This window comes from Nocardia sp. NPDC051756 (assembly GCF_040681495.1).
GTDB lineage: Bacteria > Actinomycetota > Actinomycetes > Mycobacteriales > Mycobacteriaceae > Nocardia.
Map to the genome: position 1 here is coordinate 526,964 of NZ_JBFAYV010000001.1, position 17,508 is coordinate 544,471.

17 protein-coding genes are annotated in these 17,508 nt (G+C 69.3%); 13 read left to right on the forward strand and 4 right to left on the reverse strand.

The genetic code is table 11. The features are described from left to right. Positions 1 to 240: 240 nt before the first annotated feature. Positions 241 to 1,068, forward strand: coding sequence for a GNAT family N-acyltransferase (locus AB0M22_RS02530; protein ID WP_364720099.1), 828 nt, complete (start codon positions 241 to 243; stop codon positions 1,066 to 1,068). After that, the gene (locus AB0M22_RS02535) at positions 1,065 to 2,105 is read left to right on the forward strand and encodes a lysophospholipid acyltransferase family protein (RefSeq protein WP_364720102.1); all 1,041 of its coding nucleotides are present in this window, start codon (positions 1,065 to 1,067) and stop codon (positions 2,103 to 2,105) included. Before AB0M22_RS02530 ends, AB0M22_RS02535 begins: the two co-directional genes overlap by 4 nt. Before the next feature lie 68 nt (positions 2,106 to 2,173). Here the strand turns inward: AB0M22_RS02535 and AB0M22_RS02540 are convergent, their stop codons facing one another. Continuing rightward, positions 2,174 to 2,521: a DoxX family protein gene (locus AB0M22_RS02540; RefSeq protein ID WP_364720105.1), complete on the reverse strand. Its 348-nt coding sequence runs from the start codon at positions 2,519 to 2,521 to the stop codon at positions 2,174 to 2,176. 363 nt (positions 2,522 to 2,884) lie between these two features. Between AB0M22_RS02540 and AB0M22_RS02545 the strand changes: the two genes are divergently transcribed. From AB0M22_RS02545 to AB0M22_RS02570, 6 genes are all read left to right on the forward strand, one after another. Beyond that, on the forward strand, positions 2,885 to 4,114 hold the full coding sequence (locus AB0M22_RS02545) for a cysteine desulfurase family protein (RefSeq protein WP_364720108.1): 1,230 nt from the start codon (positions 2,885 to 2,887) through the stop codon (positions 4,112 to 4,114). Further along, positions 4,114 to 5,238 (forward strand): tRNA 2-thiouridine(34) synthase MnmA, encoded by a 1,125-nt coding sequence (gene mnmA, locus AB0M22_RS02550; RefSeq protein WP_364720110.1) that lies wholly within the window; start codon positions 4,114 to 4,116, stop codon positions 5,236 to 5,238. Before AB0M22_RS02545 ends, mnmA begins: the two co-directional genes overlap by 1 nt. A 165-nt stretch (positions 5,239 to 5,403) precedes the next feature. Further along, positions 5,404 to 6,447 carry a methionine synthase gene (locus AB0M22_RS02555; protein WP_364721614.1) on the forward strand — a complete coding sequence of 348 codons (1,044 nt, stop codon included), beginning with the start codon at positions 5,404 to 5,406 and terminating at the stop codon, positions 6,445 to 6,447. A gap of 149 nt (positions 6,448 to 6,596) precedes the next feature. Continuing rightward, on the forward strand, positions 6,597 to 8,690 hold the full coding sequence (gene ligA, locus AB0M22_RS02560; protein ID WP_364721616.1) for an NAD-dependent DNA ligase LigA: 2,094 nt from the start codon (positions 6,597 to 6,599) through the stop codon (positions 8,688 to 8,690). A gap of 97 nt (positions 8,691 to 8,787) precedes the next feature. Continuing rightward, entirely contained in the window at positions 8,788 to 9,483 is a 696-nt protein-coding gene (locus AB0M22_RS02565; protein ID WP_364720112.1) for an SDR family oxidoreductase, read from the forward strand. Next, positions 9,480 to 10,514: an S-adenosylmethionine:tRNA ribosyltransferase-isomerase gene (locus tag AB0M22_RS02570; protein ID WP_364720115.1), complete on the forward strand. Its 1,035-nt coding sequence runs from the start codon at positions 9,480 to 9,482 to the stop codon at positions 10,512 to 10,514. Before AB0M22_RS02565 ends, AB0M22_RS02570 begins: the two co-directional genes overlap by 4 nt. A 10-nt stretch (positions 10,515 to 10,524) precedes the next feature. On the opposite strand, the gene AB0M22_RS02575 is transcribed toward AB0M22_RS02570, so the two are convergent. After that, positions 10,525 to 10,872, reverse strand: a complete 348-nt coding sequence (locus tag AB0M22_RS02575) for a hypothetical protein (protein ID WP_364720117.1) — start codon at positions 10,870 to 10,872, stop codon at positions 10,525 to 10,527. A 227-nt stretch (positions 10,873 to 11,099) separates the two neighbouring features. Here AB0M22_RS02575 and AB0M22_RS02580 point away from each other — a divergent pair, with 227 nt between their 5' ends. The 3 genes from AB0M22_RS02580 to AB0M22_RS02590 are packed head-to-tail and all read left to right on the forward strand — an operon-like array spanning position 11,100 to position 13,311. Beyond that, the gene (locus AB0M22_RS02580; RefSeq protein WP_364720119.1) at positions 11,100 to 12,344 is read left to right on the forward strand and encodes an ATP-binding protein; all 1,245 of its coding nucleotides are present in this window, start codon (positions 11,100 to 11,102) and stop codon (positions 12,342 to 12,344) included. Positions 12,345 to 12,383: 39 nt separating this feature from the next. Further along, a complete protein-coding gene (locus AB0M22_RS02585) occupies positions 12,384 to 12,731 on the forward strand; it encodes a hypothetical protein (protein WP_364720122.1) in 348 nt (115 codons plus the stop codon). Between the two features lie 52 nt (positions 12,732 to 12,783). Beyond that, positions 12,784 to 13,311: a GNAT family N-acetyltransferase gene (locus tag AB0M22_RS02590; RefSeq protein WP_364720124.1), complete on the forward strand. Its 528-nt coding sequence runs from the start codon at positions 12,784 to 12,786 to the stop codon at positions 13,309 to 13,311. 4 nt (positions 13,312 to 13,315) lie between these two features. Here the strand turns inward: AB0M22_RS02590 and AB0M22_RS02595 are convergent, their stop codons facing one another. Next, positions 13,316 to 13,966 (reverse strand): amino acid-binding protein, encoded by a 651-nt coding sequence (locus AB0M22_RS02595; RefSeq protein ID WP_014987212.1) that lies wholly within the window; start codon positions 13,964 to 13,966, stop codon positions 13,316 to 13,318. Between the two features lie 590 nt (positions 13,967 to 14,556). On the opposite strand from AB0M22_RS02595, the gene gatC reads away from it, so the two are divergent. Further along, entirely contained in the window at positions 14,557 to 14,856 is a 300-nt protein-coding gene (gatC, locus tag AB0M22_RS02600; protein ID WP_364720128.1) for an Asp-tRNA(Asn)/Glu-tRNA(Gln) amidotransferase subunit GatC, read from the forward strand. Then, positions 14,853 to 16,325 (forward strand): Asp-tRNA(Asn)/Glu-tRNA(Gln) amidotransferase subunit GatA, encoded by a 1,473-nt coding sequence (gene gatA / locus AB0M22_RS02605; RefSeq protein WP_364720130.1) that lies wholly within the window; start codon positions 14,853 to 14,855, stop codon positions 16,323 to 16,325. The genes gatC and gatA overlap by 4 nt, the downstream gene beginning before the upstream one ends. A gap of 305 nt (positions 16,326 to 16,630) precedes the next feature. Here the strand turns inward: gatA and AB0M22_RS02610 are convergent, their stop codons facing one another. After that, positions 16,631 to 17,476 (reverse strand): SDR family NAD(P)-dependent oxidoreductase, encoded by an 846-nt coding sequence (locus tag AB0M22_RS02610; RefSeq protein ID WP_364720133.1) that lies wholly within the window; start codon positions 17,474 to 17,476, stop codon positions 16,631 to 16,633. Positions 17,477 to 17,508: the final 32 nt, after the last annotated feature.

Genomic DNA, 17,508 nt, shown 5'->3' on the forward strand with positions numbered 1-17,508 from the left:
CGCCGAAAGCCGCAGCGCGAGCAGCTCGCGCCGCGGCTTTCGCGGTGTCGGCGAGATGTCGAAATGCGTTCCCCGCGAGGCGTTAAACAGCCAAAAGACGCGGTTGCGGCGCGCGGGCGCGAACGGGGCGCGACGGTCCGGTGAACGCTCGGTGTGATCATCGTCTCGTTCACTAAACCGGCATCGGCGGGACACTTCGAGGTCGCTCCAGCGCAGTGTCCGGCTGGGTTCATTGACGATATGACTATTACGTCCGTGTTGACAGCCCCGGCGCGCTCGACGGACTCCGGGGTGGAACGGTCACGGTACTCGCTGGTCGTTTCGTCCGATGCAGACCACCGCGCGGCGGCGCAGCGACTGCGCTACGGCGTCTTCGCGAGCGAGCCCGGATTCCACATCCCCGACAACGGCACCGGCCTCGACGCCGACCGGTTCGACGAGCACTGCGACCACCTGCTGGTTCGTGACGACCTGACCGAAGACTTCGTCGGCTGCTACCGGATGCTGCCGCCGGACAAGGTCGCCGCAGCCGGCGGCTACTACACCGCCACGGAATTCGATCTGACCCAACTGGATCCGGCCGGCCGCCGGATCGTCGAGATGGGCCGCGCCTGCGTCGTACCCGACCACCGCAACGGCTCGGTGCTGACCCTGATGTGGGCGGGCATCCTGCACTACATCCAGCTCACCGGTTACGACTGGGTGATGGGCTGCGTCTCGGTGCCGATGCAGGACAGCCCGGCCGACGAGCCCGGCGTGAACGTGCGCGGCGTGCGCGACCTGCTGCTCGGCCGCCACGGCTCGGACCCGGAACAGCGGGTGCACCCGCTGCGCCCGGTGGTCGTCGACGGCAAGACGCTCGACGAGATGACCCCGCCCGCGCGGCCCAAGCTGCCGCCGCTGCTGCGCGGTTACCTGCGCCTCGGCGCGGAGATCTGCGGCGAGCCCGCGCACGACCCGGACTTCGGCGTCGCCGACTTCGTCGCCATTCTCGGCCTCGACACGATCAACACCCGCTACCTGAATCGGTTACAGGACGCGGCCGCGACCTTCGACGGGGGACGGTGAGGACCGTGGTGTTCGACGCGCCGCCCGCCCAGGCCACCGCACACGCGTGGATGCCGTCGAGCCCGTGTGGGCCCGGCTGCATCGAGTCGATCGACCAGGTCGGTACCGGCCGGGTCGTCGGCAGGCTGCTCGGCGTCGCCGGGCTGCTGATCAGCTTCCCGATGGTGAATCTGGTTACGCCACAGGGCAAGCGCGAACGCGTGCAGCGTGGTTACGCGCGCACGCTGCTGAGTTGTCTCGGCATGGAATTGCGGATCGTCGATCGCCGGATCGACCGGAACGGGCGCGGTGCTGTCGATGAGGGCAGCACCGCGCCCGCCGTTTACGCGCCGTCCGGCACCGGGGCCATGGTCGTCGTCGGGCACATCGGCTGGACCGACATCGTCGCGCTGGCCGCCGTGCAGCCGCTCGGCTTCGTCGCCCGCGCGGACATGGTCGACTGGCCGGTGCTCGGCAAGCTGGCGACGCTGATGCGGGTCATCCCGATCGAGCGGGAGAAGCTGCGCGCGCTGCCCGGGGTGATCGCGCAGATCAGCGCCAGGCTCACCGCAGGAGAGCGGATCGCGGTGTTCCCCGAGGGGACCACCTGGTGCGGTCGCGCATACGGCAGCATGCGGCCCGCGCTGTTCCAGGCGGCCGTCGACACCGCGACGCCGGTGCAGCCGGTGCGGCTGCGCTACCTGGACCGGCACGGCGTCCAGTGCACGGTGCCCGGCTTCGTCGGCGAGGACAGCTTCGGCTCGTCCGCCCGCCGGGTGCTGCGTTCGCGCGGCATGGTCGCCGAGGTGGTGCTGGAAACGGTCCAGCAGCCGGGCACGGATCGACGTGATCTGGCCCGCCGCTGCGAGGCCGCGATCCGCGGCGCGGAACAGTCGCGGCACGGTGCGTTCGACGCCACGGTGTGGATCGAGGCGGGCAAGACCCGGGTCCAGGACCCGTCGGTCGGCGCGGACGCCCCGGAGGTGCGCAGGCCGCCCCGGCGACTGCGACCCATCCTGCGCGGGCGTGGCCGTCGCGTCGAAGAGGTCAGCAGCTGACCAAGCACGAACGACAAAGCAGCCGCAGGCATTGGCCTGCGGCTGCTTTGTCGCATGTCCAGTCGTCGCTACCGAGCGAGTTGCAGCGCCAGGGTGGCGGCGGCCGGGACGAGGTACAGCACCGGGAAGATCGCGGTCTGGTACGAGCGTGCCCGGATGGCGGTCGCCGAGGCCAACAGGAAGTACGCGATCAAGCACACCGCCGCCGCGATGCCGATGGCCGGGATGAAAAAGCCGACGATCAAGCCGAGCGCGCCTGCCGACTTGGCCAGGGCCAACCAGTTCCACCACGCCCGCGGCACGCCGTACTGCTCGAGCGGCTCCACAACGAACTGCTTCTGCGCGGCCAGCGAGTATCCCGAGAACCCGATCCACAGGGCAGCGAGCACACCGACGATGTAGTAAGCGACGTTCATTGTTCGATCCTTTGTTCGTTCGGCAGCGTGTCTGCCTGGTTGCCTGGTAGACGACGCGGTCATCCCGGGTGTGACATCCGAGGCGCGTGGTCTGGCCGAACGAGATGCAGGTCTCAGTCGAGGAGATGCCGGTCAGGCGGACACCTGGGTCTGATCGCTGACGCGGCCCCGGGTGCGACCTGCCCGAAGCAAGGCTGATCCAGCCGAGACACACGGCGGCCCGGTGTCCGGACGCGCCGGTTCCGGGAATATCGGCGGCCGGTAGGCCGGTTGCGCATCGTGGGTGAATCGAAGACAAATCGAAGGCAGCGAGGGGACACCCCCAAGATGCGCAGGTCAACGCTGGGATAGGCTTTATCGGTCATGAAGGCGGGTTTCTCGGGTGCGGTCCACGGTGCGGCGGCCCATACGGTCTACCTCGATCATGCGGCCACCACACCGATGTTTCCGGCCGCGATCGAGGCGATGACGGCTGCGCTGGGCATCGTCGGCAACGCGTCGTCGCTGCACGGCTCCGGTCGCGCCGCCCGGCGGACGCTGGAGGAAGCGCGCGAATCGATCGCCGCCGATCTGGGCGCCCGGCCCTCGGAGGTCATCTTCACCTCCGGCGGGACCGAGAGCGACAATCTGGCGGTCAAGGGCATCTACTGGGCGCGTCGCGACGCCGACCCGCGCCGGACCCGGATCATCGTCAGCTCGGTCGAACATCACGCGGTGATCGATGCGGTCGAGTGGCTGGAACGGCACGAGGGCGCCCGGGTGACCTGGCTGCCGGTGGACGACGAGGGCATGGTCTCGCCGCGCACGCTGCGCGCCGCGCTGTCGGCGAACCCCGACGATGTCGCGCTGGTGAGCGTCATGTGGGCCAACAATGAGGTCGGCAGCATTCAGCCGATCGGTGAATTGGCCGCCGTGGCACAGGAATTCGGCGTGCCCATGCACAGCGACGCGGTGCAGGCCGCGGCCCAGCTGCCGATCGACTTCGCCGCGAGCGGGTTGTCCGCGGCCAGTTTCGCCGGGCACAAGGTCGGCGGGCCGCACGGTGTCGGCCTGCTGCTGCTCGGCAGGCAGGTGCCGTGTGTGCCGCTGCTGCACGGCGGCGGGCATGAACGCGACCTGCGTTCCGGCACCTCGGATACCGCGGCCGCGGTCGGCCTGGCCACCGCGCTGCACCAGACGGCAACCGAATTGACCACGCGCACCGCGGAATTGACCGCGTTGCGGGACGCGCTGATCGACGGCGTGCTCGCGATCGCGCCGGCGGCGGTGCTCAACGGCGCGCCCGGCGAGCGGCGGCTGCCCGGCAACGTGCACTTCACCTTCCCCGGCTGCGAAGGCGATTCGCTGCTGATGCTGCTGGACGCGGCGGGGATCGAGTGCTCGACCGGTTCGGCCTGCACCGCGGGTGTCGCGTCGCCGAGCCACGTGTTGATCGCGATGGGTGTCGAACCGTGGCAGGCCCGCGGTTCGCTGCGTTTTTCGTTGGGGCACACCTCGACTCGCGCCGATGTGGACGCGCTGTTGGCGGTGTTGCCCCAGGTGGTAGATCGGGCCAGGGCCGCGGGTCTGGCCGGTGCGAAGGGAGGTGTTTGATGCGAGTACTCGCCGCGATGAGTGGTGGTGTTGATTCGGCGGTGGCGGCGGCACGTGCTGTCGACGCTGGTCACGAGGTGGTGGGCGTGCATCTGGCGCTGTCCGCGTCGCCGGGCACATTGCGTACCGGGTCGCGTGGTTGCTGCTCCAAGGAGGACGCGGGCGACGCCAGGCGGGCCGCCGACGTGCTCGGCATCCCGTTCTACGTCTGGGATTTCGCCGACCGGTTCAAGGAAGACGTGATCGACGATTTCGTCGCCGCCTACGCGGCCGGCGAGACGCCGAACCCGTGCCTGCGCTGCAACGAGAAGATCAAGTTCTCCGCCCTGGCCGATCGCGCGCTCGCGCTCGGCTTCGACGCCGTGGTCACCGGGCATTACGCGCGGCTCGACGACGGCGTGCTGCGCCGGGCCGTCGACGCCGACAAGGACCAGTCCTACGTGCTCGCCGTGCTGAACGCGCAGCAGCTCGCGCGCGCCATGTTCCCGGTCGGCGACACCCCGAAGCCGCAGATCCGCGAAGAAGCCGCCGAGCGCGGGCTGGCCGTCGCGAACAAGCCGGACAGCCACGACATCTGCTTCATTCCGTCCGGCGACACCCAGGCGTTCCTCGGCGCGAAGATCGGGATCCGGCCGGGCGCCGTGGTCGACGCGGACGGGCAGAAGCTCGCGGATCACGAAGGCGTGCACGGGTTCACGATCGGTCAGCGCAAGGGGCTCGGGCTGCCGGGTCCGGCCGCCGACGGCAAGCCGCGCTACGTGACCGGGATCGATCCGGACTCCGGCACCGTCCGAGTGGGCTCGGTCGAGGACTTGCAGGTGTGGACCGTCGAGGCGGAGCGCGCGATCTGGACCTCCGGCGTCACGCCGGAGGGGCCGATCGAGTGTGTCGCGCAGGTGCGGGCGCACGGCGGCATGGCTTCGGCGGTGGCCGAGGCGGTCGGCGACGGGCTGATCGTCCGGCTGCGCGAGCCGTTGACCGGTGTCGCGCGCGGCCAGGCGGTGGTGCTGTATCGCCCGGATGAGCTGGGCGACTTGGTAATCGGCAGCGGGACCATTTCCGGGACCGGTGGGGTCGGCAACGCGGCCGTCGGCAGCGACGCGGAGTCCGCCGCCACGCGGTGAACCGACGGTCACGCCGGCTCGCGCCGGTCGGCGAATCCGCCTGCCGCGCACACTGATCAGACCGCAACCGGGCTCCGGGTGCGCGCACCACGATCGATCGACGGAAGCTGACCACGGGTGTATCAGAACGCGAAAGGCACAGACATCGACGCAGCGGACCAGCCGGTGAGCGGATTGCGCGGTGGCATCGCGACCGGCGTCGGCTCCTGGCCGGGCACCGATGCCCGCGAGGCCGCCACCACCGTGCTCGGCGAACTGCCGGATCTGCCGCACCTGGTGGAACTTCCGGGACGCGGGCCCGGTGCGGACATGATCGGGCGGATGTCGCCGCTGCTGGTCGACATGCGCTTCGACACCACCACCCGCGGCTACCGTCTCGCGCCCCGGCCGGGGGGACTGTCCCGACGTGCCCGCGATCTGCTCCGCGGCGATCTCGATGCGCTCGAAGAAGCCTGGGAGACAGCGGGTTCGACCGGCTCCGGCCGCCCGATCAAGGTGCAGGTGGCCGGGCCGCTGACGCTCGCCGCGCAGGTCGAACTGTCCAACGGACACCTGGCGCTCACCGATCCCGGTGCGCTGCGCGATCTTTCGGAATCCCTCGCCGAGGGGCTGGTGGCCCACGTTGCCGAGATCCGCAGGCGGCTCGGCGCGGAAGTCCTTCTGCAACTGGATGAACCGTCCCTCACCGCCGTCCTCGAAGGCTCGCTGAGCGCTGTCAGCATGCTCGACAGCGTCCGCGCGCTGCCCGAACCCGAAGCCCTCACCATCCTGGACCGGGTCATCGCCACCCAGTCCGCCCCGGTCCTGGTGCACAGCTGCGCCGAATCGCCCGCGCTGCCCTTCCTCCGCAAAAGCACCGCCGCCGCAATCGGTTTCGACCTCGCCACCATCGCCACCCGCGACCTCGACAGCATCGGCGAACTCCTCGACGCCGGCAAACACGTCCTCCTCGGCCTGGTCCCGACCACCGCCCCCGCCACCCCGCCGACTTGGCGCGACATCGCCGAACCCGGCGTGCGCCTCGTCGATCGCCTCGGCTTTCCCCGCCGCACCCTGGCCACCCAAATCCTGGTAACCCCCGCCTGTGGCCTAGGCACTACCTCCCTCCCGTGGGCCCGCAAAGCCGTGTCCCTCGCCTCCGAGGTAGCCCGCGCCTACGCCGAAGACCCCGATTCCCTCACCTTCGACGAGCCCTCGGGCCGCGCCTGAGCTTCGCCTCCCGCCGGTCGCCCGACCAGCTCGGCCGACCGCGCGATCAGTGCGGCGACGTGCGGTAACACTGCCGGGAGATGTCGGTGGGCTCGGCTAATGTGCGTTGGGTGAGTGACAGCGGTGCGGTGAACAATGAGGCGGGCGCGGTGGCGGCGGCTACGGCGGAACAGCGCGTCGAGTGGCAGCGGCTGGCGGACGAGGTGCGCGAGCATCAGTTCCGGTACTACGTGCGGGACGCACCGATCATCACCGACGGTGAGTTCGACGCGTTGCTGCGGCGGTTGCAGGCGCTGGAGGAGGCGCATCCCGATCTGCTCACGCCGGATTCGCCGACGCAGCTGGTCGGCGGCGGGTTCGCGACCGACTTCACCGCGGTCGACCATCTCGAGCGGATGCTGTCGCTGGACAACGTGTTCGACTTCGACGAGCTGCGCACCTGGGCGAGCCGGGTCGAGGTCGAGACCGGGTCCGACCTGCATTATCTGTGCGAGGTGAAGATCGACGGGGTCGCGCTGAACCTGGTGTACGAGAACGGGCGGCTGGTGCGCGGGGCCACCCGCGGCGACGGGCGCACCGGTGAGGACGTCACGCTCAACGCGCGCACCATCGACGACATCCCGGGCGAGCTGACGCCGACCGACGAATTCCCCATTCCGACGCTGCTCGAGGTGCGCGGCGAGGCGTATATGCGGCTGGAAGATTTCGAGACGCTCAACGCCTCGATCGTGGCCGAAGGCAAACCGCCGTACGCCAATCCGCGCAACACCGCGGCGGGCTCGCTGCGGCAGAAGGATCCGTCGGTCACCGCGCGCCGCCGGCTGCGGATGATCTGCCACGGATTCGGCCGGATCGAGGGGTACTCGCCGGCCTCGCAGCACGAGGCGTACCGCGCGCTCGCCGCCTGGGGTCTGCCGGTGTCCGAGCACACCAAGCTGGTGCGGGGCATCGACGCCGTTATCGAGCGCGTCGAGTACTGGGGTGTGCATCGCCACGACATCGAGCACGAGATCGACGGCCAGGTGATCAAGGTCGACGAGATGGCCTTGCAGCGTCGCCTCGGCTCCACCTCGCGGGCCCCGCGCTGGGCGATCGCCTACAAGTACCCGCCGGAGGAGGCGACCACCAAGCTGCTGAACATCGAGGTGAACGTCGGCCGCACCGGCCGGGTCACTCCGTTCGCGGTGATGGAACCGGTCACCATCGCCGGTTCGACGGTCTCGATGGCGACCCTGCACAACGCCTCCGAGGTCAAGCGCAAGGGCGTGCTGATCGGCGACACGGTCACCATCCGCAAGGCGGGCGACGTGATCCCGGAGGTGCTCGGCCCGGTGGTCGACGCCCGCACCGGCGAAGAGCGCGAATTCGTGATGCCGACGCACTGCCCGGAATGCGGCACCGAATTGGCGCCGCAGAAGGAGGGCGACGCCGACATCCGCTGCCCCAACCAGCAGTTCTGCCCGGCCCAGCTGCGGGAGCGGGTGTTCCACGTGGCCGGTCGCGGCGCGTTCGACATCGAATCGCTCGGCTACGAGGCCGCCAACGACCTGCTGAAGTCGAACGCGATCACCGACGAGGGCGACCTGTTCGACCTCGACGAGGCGACCCTGCTGACCACCACGCTGTTCGTCAACAAGGACGGCGAGCTGTCCGCCAACGGCAAGCGGCTGCTGGAGAACCTGGACACGGCCAAGAACAGGCCGCTGTGGCGGGTGCTGGTCGCGCTGTCCATCCGGCACGTCGGCCCCACCGCGGCCCGCGTGCTCGCCCGCGAATTCGGCAGCCTCGACCGGATCCAGAACGCCTCGGTCGAGGAACTCGCCGCGGCCGACGGCGTCGGCCCCACCATCGCGGCCGCGGTCGCGGAATGGTTCACCGTCAACTGGCATCACGAGATCGTGGACAAGTGGCGCGATGCCGGCGTGCGGATGGCCGACGAACGCGACGAGTCCATCGAGCGCACCCTCGAGGGCCTGTCCATCGTGGTGACCGGCTCGCTGGACGGATTCTCCCGCGACGGCGCCAAGGAGGCGATCCTGATCCGCGGCGGCAAGGCCGCGGGCTCGGTGTCGAAGAAGACGGCGTTCGTGGTGATCGGTGACTCGCCGGGCACGAAGGCCGCGAAGGCGGAGGAACTCGGCGTGCCGATCCTGGACGAAGACGGATTCCGGTTGCTGCTGGAATCCGGGCCGGAGGCGGTGACGCCCGCGACGGCGAGCGAGGATGCCGCGGCGGAAGAGTAAGCGAGCAGGCGGTATTCGCCCGTCGGCGAACAGTGCTTGACCTGAACTTCACTTCAGGTATGAGGATGGGCCGGTAGGCAACTACCAGGAGGTTCTCATGGCTCGTCCCACCGCACTGATCACCGGTGCGTCCGCCGGATTCGGGCTGGCGCTCAGTCGCGCACTCGTCCAACGCGGTTGGCGAGTGATCGGCACCGGCCGCCGCGCCGATCGGCTGGCGCGGGTGGCCGAGGAACTCGGCACCGCGTTCCTCGCGATCCCCGGCGACGTGACCGATCCGGCGCACCGCGCGCTGCTGGCCGAAACGGCAAGCAGCGCGGGGGAACTCGCGCTGGTCGTGAACAACGCGAGCCGGCTCGGCCCGAGCCCGCTCGTCCGCCTCGCCGACTATCCGCTCGACGAACTCGAACGGGTCTACCGGACGAACGTCCTCGCCCCGCTTGCGGTCTTGCAGTTCGCCCTGCCGCTGCTGGCGCCGGGCGGCAGCGTGGTGAACATCAGCTCCGACGCCGCGATCGAGCCGTATCCCGAATGGGGCGGCTACGGTTCGTCCAAGGCCGCGCTCGATCAGCTCACCGCGATCCTCGGCGCCGAGCATCCGGACCGGTCGATCTACGCCTTCGATCCCGGCGACATGCGCACCGAGATGCACCAGGCCGCGTTCCCCGGCGACGACATCTCCGACCGGCCCGAACCGGACACCGTCGTGCCCGCGCTGCTGCGGTTGCTCCAGGAGAAACCCAAGAACGCGCGCTATGCCGCAGCCGATTTCGCGGTGGGACACGTCGCATGACGGTCACGCTGGCGCAGCGCTCCTTCGTCCTGCCGCCCGAACGCAATGCCGTCGCCCCACCGGAGGCGCGCGGCTTGGCCCGGGACGAGGTCCGGTTGCTCGTCGCCGGAGATCACCTCACCCATGCGCGGTTCCGTGAACTTCCGGGGCAGCTGAGGCCGGGTGACCTTGTGGTGGTTAACAATTCGGCGACCCTCGCCGCCGCGGTCGACGGCAGGCTGGCCGGCACGCCGATCGCGCTGCACTTCGCGACGTGGCTGGACGACGGCGGCTGGGTGGTGGAGGTCCGTACGACCTCACGCACTCCCTATCCCGCGGAACAGCTTTCGGCCGGAATGGTCATCCAGCTGCCGGAAGGTGCACGTGCCACGCTCCGCGCGCCCTGGCTGACCGGAGCCCGTCGGCTGTGGATAGTCGACGTCACCGCCGACCCACGGTGCCTGCTGGACGTTTACGGCTACCCGATCACCTATTCGTATGTGCCGCAACGCTGGTCCGCGTCCTACTACTCGACGGTCTTCGGCCGCATCCCCGGCAGCGCGGAAATGCCCAGCGCGGCAAGGCCGTTCACCGAACGCCTGGTCCTGGATCTGATCGCCGCCGGCGTCGGGATCGCGCCGATCACCCTGCACACCGGCGTCTCCTCACCGGAGGCGGGCGAACCGCCGAGCCCGGAACGCTTCACGGTCTCGGAGTCGACCGCCCGCACAGTGAACGACGCGAAGGCGGCGGGCGGACGCGTCATCGCCGTCGGCACCACGGTCACCCGCGCACTGGAAACCGCCGCCGACGAGTCGGGGCGCGTTCATGCCGCGGACGGTTGGACCGAGCTGGTGCTCGGCGCCGAACGCCCGGCACACGTGGTCGACGGGCTGATCACCGGCTGGCACGCACCCGGTGCTTCTCATCTGGATCTGCTGGTCGCCGTGGCCGGCGAGGCCACCGTCCACGAGGCATACTCGGCCGCGCTGGACACCGGGTATCTCTGGCACGAGTTCGGCGACAGCGCATTGTTGCTGCGCGGGCGGTGAGCCGAGTAGGTCAGTTGGGGGTGACGGACACGGTGGCGCTCTGCTGCCCCGAGATGTCGAACCGCCCGCAGCTCCCGTTGCTCAGCTCGTGCCGGGTCGTGACGATCTGCTTCTTGTAGTTCAGGTAGCCGGCCTCGGCGACCACGTCGGCCCCGGTCATCGAGCACACCTTCGAGATCGTCTCGGCGCTGTAGGTCGCGGTCCCCGTCTGACAGCGGGGCTCGGCGTTGGAGAAGAAGATGCGCGCGGAGCCGTCGGCGCAGGTCTCGGCGGCGGCATGCGGTGCGACCGCGATGACCGACCCCAGGGCGATGGCCCCGGCGATGGAGCTTCGGATTACCAGACGACGAACCGTCATATCGTTACCCATCAGTTTCGAACGTTTGTAGCGAGAACGGCACACGAACAAGTCGTGGCGTCCAGCATGCTAACCCGTAACCAGCGTCTTTGTCGGACGATCTACCCGCACCACTCGTGCGCACTCGCGCTATGCATATCGGCTATCAATCCTCTTCGGGCCGGTCGGCGCGGCATTCGGCACGCCCTGCTGTCGCGGCGTGGCGGCCGGGACGAAAGGATGACGGGATGCTGCGCAGTTTTCAGGTGACGAATCACAGATCGCTGGCCGAGGAGCAGGAACTACGGCTGACCAAGGGCGGGGGACCGGTGGCGGTGCCGGTGACCGCGATCCACGGTTCGGCCGCGGCGGGCAAGACGAACCTGATCGATGCGCTCGCGCAGATGCGCGACGCGGTGCTGCATTCGGTGACCGGCTGGGATCCCTACGCCGGACCGGCCCGATCGCCACACCTCGGATTCCCGGACCGCCCTTCGGAATTCGTGGCCGGCTTCGTCGCCGAGGGCGTGCCCTACACCTACGGCTTCCGGCTCGACAACGCCGATGTGACCGCCGAGTGGCTCTACACCCAGCCTCGCTCGCGCAAGCGAATCGTGTTCGAGCGCAACGGCGAACAGATCAAGATCGGTCCGATGTTCGAGGCCGCGCGCTACGGGATCGCCGCGCTGGTGCCGCTGGTGCGCCCGAATGCGTTGCTGCTCAGCCTCGCCGGGCAGATGTACGCCGATGCGCTGGTGCCCGCCTACCGCTGGTTCGAGTCGAGGCTGGAGGTGCAGCTCGGTCCCGCCGATCCGGCCGCCATCGCGCACCGACTGGGCGGTCACATCTCCCGCTCGCCGGAGAACGCCGCGCGCCTGCTCATGCTGCTGCGCACTGCCGAACTCGGCATCACCGATCTGCTCATCGCCGAGAACGACCCGATGTACGCGGACTACCTGCGCGACCTGGACGCCGACATCGCCGCGCTGGGCAAGCAGATCGAACTGTGCGCCACCTCGCCCGACTTCGCCGACCGGATGTTGCAGGAGAACGGCTTCACCCCCGTGTTGCTCGAGCGCGAGCTGACCAACCTGAAGGCCGCCAGGGACGCCCTGTACACGCGGATGGTGGCCCGGCGCGGCGTCGGTCTGGGCTTGGTGCACGACGGCATCGCCAACCCGTTCGACATCGGCGACGAATCCACCGCGACCCAGTCGCTGCTGCGGGTGCTGCCGACCATGCTGGACGCGCTCGACTCCGGCCGCGTCCTGGCCATCGACGACATCGGCGCGCACCTGCCCGCCGAGGAGACCGATCGCCTGATCCAGCTGTTCCAGAACCCGGAAACCAATGCCCAAGGCGCCCAACTGATCTACACCACGAACAACCGCGCGCTGATCGATCGGGGCAACGGCCGCTCCTCGCGCACCCGCAGCGCGGTCTGGCAGGTTCGCCGCACCGAACACGGCACGAGCGAGCTCGCCACGGTGTAGCTGCGCGTTCGGCCCGGCCGGGCGCAATAGCATGGGGCCATGCTGGAGTTCGGAATGCTGCTGATCATGATCCTCGCCGTGGCCGGGGTGGTCGCGGTCTATCTGCGCGGCCGCGGCACCTTCCGCTCCGCGCCGGGCGAGACCGGCACGCTCTACGTCACCGGCGTGAGCCCGCGACCGGACGACGCGCTGGGCGAGCAGTTCGTGACCATCACCGGCAACGTGACCGGCCCGACCGTGCAGGGCGCGGTCGTCTACGGCCGCTTCGCCTGGGACGTCGACGCGTGGCCGTCGATCGGCGATCTGATCACCATCGCCTACCCGCCGGGCAAGCCGGAACGCTGGCAGATCGTGCATCCCGGCGCGCGCCCCGGTCTCGGCTCCTGACGAAGGCATGTGTGACGTAGACCGTTCTACGTCGAATGGCACGATGCCTGGTATGGATGCGAACGCTGGTGTCGGTGGCGAGAACGTGGGATTGATCATTCGGACGGCCGAGCCGGCCGAGTACCCGGCGGTCGCCGAGCTCACCGTGGAGGTCTACGTCGGCGAGGGCTTCGTCCGCGCGGACACCCCGTACGCGGCCGAACTCGCGGACACCGAACACCGCGGCGCGTCCGCGCAACTCCTGGTGGCCACGCACGCCGATCGAATTGTCGGATCGCTCACCGTCGCCCGCCCCGGCACGCCGTACGCGGAGATCGCGCTCCCCGGCGAACTGGAGTTCCGCATGCTCGCCGTCTCGAAGACCGCGCGCGGACTCGGCGCGGGAACTGCGTTGGTACGCACCGTGATCGACATCGCCAAGGCCGAAGGCTTCGGCGCGGTGGCGCTGACGACGATGCCCGCGATGACCGACGCCCGCCGCATCTACGACCGCTTCGGGTTCGTCCCGGCTCCGGAGCGTGACTGGCACACTCCCGCAGGCGAACTCCTCACCGTGCTGCGCCTGGATCTCCAGGCGTAGTGGGTTATCCCAGTACGGTGGCGACGATTCCGGCGAGGTAGCCGAGGCGGGCGACTTCCGACGGGCGGAAGTCGGGGCCGCCGGGGCGGCCGAGCAGCAGCACCTTGCCGGTGTTGCCGAGGGGCGCGGCGGCGAGCTTGGTGTCCATGTCGCGCCAGATCTCCGGCACCCATTCGGATTCGGGATCGAGGATCGCGGGCTTCTCCAGCGGCATCCACGGCGCCGAACCCGCTTGTGTCTCCGGCGCACTCGGGCTGCCGACCACCCGGTAGGCGCCCTGCGGGCCCATGTCGATGATGGTGCTCCAGCCGACGCGCAGCACCCGCGGCACGCCGTCGACGAGCACCTGTAATCGGTCGTCCTTCGCGCTGGCGACCTGGTCGATCAGTTCGAGTTCGCGATGGGTGTCCAGCACGCCGGAGTACGGGCGGATGGAGTCGACGCGCACATCGCCGATCGATTCGGCGGCGGTGATCAGCGTGTCGGGCAGCGCGCCCTGCGGCACCTCGACGACGAGGTCGTCGACGGCGAAGCCGGCGCCGCGTTCCACCACGTCCAACGAGAGGATGTCGGCGCCGACGGAGCCGAGGGCGAGCGCGAGAGCACCGAGGCTTCCCGGTCGATCCGGAAGTTGCACGCGGAGCAGATACGACACGTGCGTTCCTTTCCTAGGGCGGCCGAGGCTCTCAACGGATACCCGGGTCACGCAATACTTACACCCCCGCGCCCCAGTAATCGACTCGAAGTACGGCCAGTGATGTACGCCACGCGGCGATTTCGGGACAGTACGGCGTGTCGAGCTAGTTGGGAAACCGTGTCGTCGAACCGGATCTATCCGAATCGGCGTCGTGCGCGGCACGCTCAGCCTACCGCCGGGCTCCGACACGAGCGGCGGGTGTCGCGCGGTTGTGGCTGGGCTGCGCCCGATATGCGATGTTCGACCGAATCGGCGGTATTCCTTTGTGTCCCTACGGCACGATCACACTGAGCAGCGCGGGAGCGGCGGGTGTCGCCCTGCGGCGGACCGGCCGCGCGCGCCCGATCGGAAATCGGATCACCGGGATCGCATTTGCGCCCGGGGGCGAGATCCCGCTGGGCCGAGGCACGGGCGGTCGGTGTTGCGCGGTGGCCGATGGCTAGGCTGTACCGGTTGGATATGTCGTATCCCATCGGATGCCTCGTATCCCATTGCGTCCCTATGACGCGATCCCGACTGTTGAAACCGAAGCCGAAAGGGGTCCCGCGGTGCCCGCCATCTCCCGTGACGAGGTAGCACACCTCGCCCGGCTGTCCCGGCTCGCGCTGTCCGAAGCCGAACTGGATCAGTTCGCCGGTCAGCTGGATTCGATCCTGAGCCACGTGCGGACCATTTCCGAGGTCGCCGCCGCCGATGTCCCGGCCACCGCGTCGCCGAATCCGACGACGAACGTGACCCGGCCCGACGTGGTCGTGCCCTGCCTGACCCCGGAGCAGGCGCTGTCCGGCGCCCCGGCGGCCGAGGAGCAGAAGTTCGTGGTTCCGCAGATCCTGGGAGAGTCCCAATGACCGACCTGACTTCGCTGTCGGCAGCCGAACTGGCCGGCAAGATCCACGGCGGCGAGGTGTCCTCGGTGGAGGTCACCCGCGCGCATCTGGATCGGATCGCCGAGGTCGACGGCGAGTACCACGCGTTCCTGCACGTGTCGGGGGAGCAGGCGCTCGAGGCCGCGGCCGCGGTGGATGCCGCGCTCGGCTCCGGCGCCGCGCCCGCGTCGGCGCTGGCCGGAGTTCCGTTGGCGCTCAAGGACGTTTTCACCACCACGGACATGCCGACCACCTGTGGTTCGAAGATCCTCGAGGGCTGGGTCTCGCCCTACGACGCGACGCTGACCACCCGGTTGCGCGCGGCGGGCATCCCGATCCTGGGCAAGACCAACATGGACGAGTTCGCCATGGGTTCGTCCACCGAGAACTCGGCCTACGGCCCGACCCGCAACCCGTGGGACACCACCCGCATCCCGGGCGGTTCCGGCGGCGGTTCGGCGGCCGCGCTCGCCTCGAACCAGGCGCCGCTGGCCATCGGCACCGACACCGGCGGCTCCATCCGTCAGCCCGCCGCGGTGACCGCGACGGTCGGCACCAAGCCGACCTACGGCACGGTCTCGCGCTACGGCCTGGTCGCCTGCGCGTCCTCGCTGGATCAGGGCGGCCCCTGCGGGCGGACGGTGCTGGACACCGCGCTGCTGCACGAGGTGATCGCCGGGTACGACCCGCGCGACTCCACCTCGCGCAACGTGCCGGTGCCGCCGGTCGTCGCCGCGGCCCGCGAGGGCGCCAAGGGCGACCTGAGCGGCGTGAAAGTCGGTGTGGTGAAGGAACTTCACTCCGACAGCTACCAGCCGGGCGTGCTCGAATCCTTCGATGCCGCGGTCGCGGTGCTGAAGGAACTCGGCGCCGAGGTGATCGAAGTGTCTTGTCCGCACTTCGAATACGCGCTGGCCTCGTACTACTTGATCCTGCCCAGCGAGGTGTCGTCGAACCTGGCCCGGTTCGACGCGATGCGCTACGGCATGCGGATCGACGACGACGGGCAGCACAGCGCCGAGCAGGTCATGGCGGCCACCCGCGCCGCCGGATTCGGCCCGGAAGTCAAGCGCCGCATCATGATCGGCACCTACGCGCTGTCCGCCGGTTACTACGACGCGTACTACGGCCAGGCGCTGAAGGTCCGCACGCTCATCGCGCGCGACTTCGACAAGGCCTACGAGCAGGTCGACGTGCTGGTCTCGCCGACCAGCCCGTTCACCCCGTGGAAGCTGGGCGAGAAGGTCGACGACCCGCTGGCCATGTACCTGTCCGACCTCTGCACCCTGCCCACCAACCTGGCCGGTCACCCGGCGATGTCGGTCCCGTCCGGGCTGAGTAAGGACGACGGCATGCCGGTCGGCTTCCAGATCATGGCCCCGGCCCTCGCCGACGACCGCCTGTACCGCGTCGGCGCGGCCTACGAAGCCGCCCGCGGCGCTATCTCCTGACAGATAGACGAACTCCGCACCCCCGCTTGGACTTCGCACACCGGTCAGCCAACTGACTCGTGTGTGAGTCCAAACGGGGGTGTGCGAAGCCTCGGGGGTGACCCACCATCACGCGGTTGAGCCGCGCCTCGGGTGGAGCCGCGCCCAGAAGCTGAGCCGAACCGCTCATGGAACCGATCGGCGAGACAGTGCAACTTCGCAGACCACCTCGAGACCTCGCACAGCCCTTCACCTGTTGAGGGCTGTGTGAAAGGCGATGTAGGTCTGCGAAAGCGGTTTTCGAAACTGCCGGGCCTCCTGAAACTTCAGGCAGGCCAGGTGAATTCGGGGTCGGCCGCATAGTCCAGCCGGCGCTGGTCCAATGCCATCGAGACCATCTGATGCGCACCGGGCCCGATGATCTTGCGCACCGGCGGATTCGGCTCGTTCACCAGTGCGATGAGCCCGGCCGCGCCGACCTCGGGAGCGGCCTCCTTCCATTCGGATTCGTAGTCCGTCGCCGACGGCGGCGCGCTCGGGTCCGGGTAGTCCGGCATACCGAGGATTCCGGTGCGCACCTGCTCGTAGGCGGGTAGGCCTGCGCCGAATTTCATGCTGGTCTTCGCCCAGTCGGTGTCGAAGCCGCCCATCTGCGCGAGGGTGACCGCGATGCCGAACGGGCGCAGTTCGTCGGCGAGCGAGGTGCTGAAGCCCTCCAACGCCCACTTGCTCGCGTTGTACAGGCCGAACAGTGGGAGGCTGCCGACCGCGCCGACGGTCGAGATCTGCACGATGTGGCCGGAGCCCTGTGCGCGCAGGTGTGGCGCGGCCGCCTGGGAAACCCACAGGGCGCCATAAAAATTGGTGTCCATCTGGTCGCGGATCTGCGCTTCGGTGAGTTCCTCGATCGCGCCGACCAGGCCGTAGCCCGCGTTGTTCACGATCACATCGATGGTGCCGGTCAGTGCGAAAGCCTTGTCCACGGTGGCGATTACGCCGTCCCGGTCGCGAACGTCCAACGGCAGCACGGTGAGTCGTTCGTTGGTGAGGTCGGCCATGGTGTGCGGGTCGCGAGCGGTCGCGACGACCCGGTCACCCTCGGCGAGCGCGGCCAGCGTGAAGGCCCGGCCGAGTCCGCGGTTGGCGCCGGTGATGAACCAGGTTCTGGTCATGGGTGGATCCTTTCGTCGCGAGACGCTCCGTC

Excerpts from the sequence above, each read along its gene's own strand:
- AB0M22_RS02590 (WP_364720124.1), top strand. The coding sequence starts at position 12,784 with ATGGATGCGAACGCTGGTGTCGGTGGCGAGAACGTGGGATTGATCATT.
- AB0M22_RS02530 (WP_364720099.1), top strand. The coding sequence starts at position 241 with ATGACTATTACGTCCGTGTTGACAGCCCCGGCGCGCTCGACGGACTCC.
- AB0M22_RS02610 (WP_364720133.1), bottom strand. The coding sequence starts at position 17,476 with ATGACCAGAACCTGGTTCATCACCGGCGCCAACCGCGGACTCGGCCGG.
- AB0M22_RS02580 (WP_364720119.1), top strand. The coding sequence starts at position 11,100 with ATGCTGCGCAGTTTTCAGGTGACGAATCACAGATCGCTGGCCGAGGAG.
- AB0M22_RS02540 (WP_364720105.1), bottom strand. The coding sequence starts at position 2,521 with ATGAACGTCGCTTACTACATCGTCGGTGTGCTCGCTGCCCTGTGGATC.
- AB0M22_RS02575 (WP_364720117.1), bottom strand. The coding sequence starts at position 10,872 with ATGACGGTTCGTCGTCTGGTAATCCGAAGCTCCATCGCCGGGGCCATC.
- AB0M22_RS02565 (WP_364720112.1), top strand. The coding sequence starts at position 8,788 with ATGGCTCGTCCCACCGCACTGATCACCGGTGCGTCCGCCGGATTCGGG.
- AB0M22_RS02585 (WP_364720122.1), top strand. The coding sequence starts at position 12,384 with ATGCTGGAGTTCGGAATGCTGCTGATCATGATCCTCGCCGTGGCCGGG.
- mnmA (WP_364720110.1), top strand. The coding sequence starts at position 4,114 with ATGCGAGTACTCGCCGCGATGAGTGGTGGTGTTGATTCGGCGGTGGCG.
- gatA (WP_364720130.1), top strand. The coding sequence starts at position 14,853 with ATGACCGACCTGACTTCGCTGTCGGCAGCCGAACTGGCCGGCAAGATC.
- AB0M22_RS02570 (WP_364720115.1), top strand. The coding sequence starts at position 9,480 with ATGACGGTCACGCTGGCGCAGCGCTCCTTCGTCCTGCCGCCCGAACGC.
- AB0M22_RS02545 (WP_364720108.1), top strand. The coding sequence starts at position 2,885 with ATGAAGGCGGGTTTCTCGGGTGCGGTCCACGGTGCGGCGGCCCATACG.